This is a genomic window from Polaromonas sp. P1_E1_2, from assembly GCF_056406035.1.
Genome location: NZ_JBFUAZ010000522.1, coordinates 1 through 3,031, shown reverse-complemented (window position 1 = coordinate 3,031; position 3,031 = coordinate 1). Strand labels below are relative to the sequence as shown.

The window sequence follows — 3,031 nt, the reverse complement described above, 5'->3', positions numbered from 1 at the left end:
CAGGAGAACCCCCGCGCGCATGGCCTTTTGGGGTTCGGCCGTTGCCGGGTCCGTTAAAGTGAATTCCTGGCTGGCACAAAGCCATGAGTCGCGCGCAAGCCAGAAGAGATACAGCGCCCCGGCGATGCCGACGGGCCAGCGAATCCACTCCAGTTGAAGCAGCAGCCCGATGCCGACCAGCCCGAGCAGGGCCCACAGCGCGTCGCCGGCCAGTGAGCCGATTTGTACCGCCAGGGCAGGCCGGAAACCACCGCGCACGCCTTGGCGCACCGTTTCGGCAAAAACGGCACCGGGGGCGGCGTTGAACAATAGCCCGAGCAGGAAAGCGGAGATGAAAAGCGTGGTCATGGACGCGAAGGGAATAGAGACGACCTGACGTTTATACCGCGCATGCGGCACACGCGCAGGCCTTGTGCGGGCGCCGGACTTGGTGCCGCCATGCCGGCCGCCTCAGCGCACCGGGAAGGTCGGGGCCAGTTCCCGGAGTTTTTCGACCTGCCACGCGAACTCTCCCTCGAAAGCCGACGGGTCGTTGACCGCGTAGCCGCCGTAGCCATAGACGGCGGCATAAGCCGCGTAGCCGGCCGCATCCAGGGCCCGGCCAGCCAGCGCATTGGCCACGGCGTAGGTGGCAGAGACGGCTGCGTGGGCCGCACCGTCAATGGAATTGGATCCCCTGTGGCTGTTGGCCACCGCGGCGACTTCCTGCGCCGCCTGCGCCAGGGCGGACCTTTCCAGTTTGCCGTCGACGAAAGCCTGAAGCTGTGCCAGGCAATCAACGGCCCTGGGGTCTTCCAGCAAATGCTGTACGCGGCCGGCGCACGCCAGGCCAAAGGCCAGCCGGAGGGCTTCCTGACCCGGTTCATCAAGATGGATGCTGGCCGCCAGGCGCGAGAGCTCGTGGTTCATGGCAATTGTTTCGAGGTACGGGTATTTTGCGCGACTGCCGGACTGAATTTTCGGGGCAAGAGCAGGGCCGCCAGGTATTGCTGGCGTTTCGCAATTTCCAGCAGGAGCAGCGGCAATGCGACACCCGCAGCCAGGCTTGCCGCTCCAACGAGGTAGTCGTTGTGGCTGAAGCGGGAAAGCAGCAGGAAGGCCCGCCCCTGCGCGACGGGATGAAACACCAGGATGAGCAGGCTGCCGGAGCCGATGTAGGTCAATGGGCGCTGCAGCCGCGGATACCGCGCCAGCAGTGCAGAGATGCAAAGCACCATATAAATGCCCAGCGCGGCCTGCAGTGTCGCAATGAGCGGCTCGCCGTAGATGCGCAGGTTCAGGTCCATGGTCTCGTTGAAGTGGTAGTGCAGCGCCGCAAAGGCAATGGCCGCGGCAAGCAGCCTGATGGCGTTGAATTTCACGGCCATGACCTGTTCGCGCAGCAGAAACCCGAACAGCAGGCAGGCTGAGCTGATGAGGGTCAAATCGAGGCTCCAGGGCAGCCCTGGCAAGCGGGCGAGGCCCATGAAATGCAGGCTGGCCGTGTCGATTTGCCAGAAGCTCCCAATCCAGCGGATGCCCGCGGCCAGCAGCATCGAGGCGGCCAGAAAAACCCAGCGTGCGCGGTGTTCAACGGCCCTGGTGGCGCGCAGGATGGCCATGGCCACCACCGACGCCACAAAGAGGTGCGGCAAAAACCAGAGCGGTGCCCACGCAATGGTGGGTGCGGTGGCATACAACACGCCGAAAAAATACTCAGAGGCGCTTGTGTCGGCGGTGGGAACCATGTCGGAATCAAGCGCCATCAGGATGCCGACCAGCGCCAGCACGACAAAGTAGGGCTTGAGAAGCGCGTCGGCCCGCGACAGCGCAAACTTGCGCAGGGAATCGGAATCTTTCAGGAACAGGCCGGAGAGGAAAAAGAACAGCGGCAGGTGAAACGCGTAAATCACCCGGAAAAGCTCGCCCTTGTTTTCCAGTACCAGGCTGTTGTGCCCGAGCACCACCAGGATGATTCCGATGCCCCTGGCGATGTCGACGGTGGCGTTGCGGTGCGTGTGTGCCATGGTGTGGATCAATCAGGAAATGACGGACTCAGACCAGGCGCCTGATCGACTTCTTCTTCCAGACCAGCCGGTAGTAAGCCGTCTGCAGACCCAGCATGGCGATGAAGGTGACCGGATAGGCCACCCAGATGCCGTTGATGCCGATGCGGTGGCTCATGAGCCAGGCGACGGGCACCTCCACCAGCGCGATGCAGAAGATGGCGATGCCGGTGGGCACCAGCACCGACCCGCTGGCGCGCATGATGCCCGAGAGAACCGAGGCCATGCCGAAGATGACGCTGCTCCACAGCATGATGTGCAGCAGCGTCTGCGCCACCTCAATCACCGGTTCGCTGGTGATGAAAAAGCCCATCAGGTGGCGCGAGAACAAATAGCCCAGCAGCACGAGTGAGCCGGTCAGCGCCAGGTTCATCAGCAAACCGGTGCGCACGATGGTGCCCAGTTTGTCGGTGCGGCCCGCGCCGATCGCCTGCGCACCCAGGATGGAAGCGGTGATGGCAATCGAAATCGCCGGGAACTGTACATACGCCACCACCTGGTTGACGGCGCCGTAGGCCGCCGTGGCGTTGGATCCATAGCTGTTGACCAGCGAGAGCAGGGCGACTTCAGCCAGCGCGATGACGATCATCTGCACGCCGGTGGGTACGCCGATCTTGAGCACGGTCTTGAGGATGCTGCCGTTGATGCGCATGTGGCGTACAAATTCCGCATCAGGTGCCAGCGGGCTGTGGATGCGGCGTAGCCTGAAGGCCAGCCAGGCCGTGGCCGTCACCATTGACAGCACCGAAGCCACCGCACCGCTGGCCACACCGAGCTGCGGCAGGCCGAACCAGCCGCGGATCAGCGCCGGTGTGACGGCGAGGCCCACCAGGGTCGAAATGCCCAGCGTGTAGAGCGGGTTGACCGTATCGCCCACGCCGCGCAGCATGGCGGTGGCCAGCAGGTAGACGAAGAGGCCTGGCCCCGCAATCATCATGATGCGGGCATAGAGCGTGGCGTCGGGCAGGATGTCGGCCGGTGTGCCC

The 3,031-nt window shown here is 63.8% G+C and carries 4 protein-coding genes; all 4 read right to left on the bottom strand.

The annotated features are described in order from the left end of the window. A partial coding sequence (locus AC1D1P_RS19240) for a LysE family translocator (protein ID WP_477674077.1) occupies nt 1–399 on the bottom strand: 399 nt, incomplete at its 3' end. 51 nt (nt 400–450) lie between these two features. Continuing rightward, a complete protein-coding gene (locus AC1D1P_RS19235; protein WP_477674076.1) occupies nt 451–909 on the bottom strand; it encodes a putative immunity protein in 459 nt (152 codons plus the stop codon). After that, nucleotides 906–2,006 (bottom strand): acyltransferase family protein, encoded by a 1,101-nt coding sequence (locus AC1D1P_RS19230; RefSeq protein WP_477674075.1) that lies wholly within the window; start codon nt 2,004–2,006, stop codon nt 906–908. The genes AC1D1P_RS19235 and AC1D1P_RS19230 overlap by 4 nt, the downstream gene beginning before the upstream one ends. A 28-nt stretch (nt 2,007–2,034) precedes the next feature. After that, nucleotides 2,035–3,031 (bottom strand): MATE family efflux transporter (locus AC1D1P_RS19225; RefSeq protein ID WP_477674074.1); only part of this gene is annotated, 997 nt, incomplete at its 5' end.

Coding starts and splice junctions, on each gene's coding strand:
- AC1D1P_RS19230 (WP_477674075.1), bottom strand. CDS start 2,006: ATGGCACACACGCACCGCAACGCCACCGTCGACATCGCCAGGGGCATC.
- AC1D1P_RS19235 (WP_477674076.1), bottom strand. CDS start 909: ATGAACCACGAGCTCTCGCGCCTGGCGGCCAGCATCCATCTTGATGAA.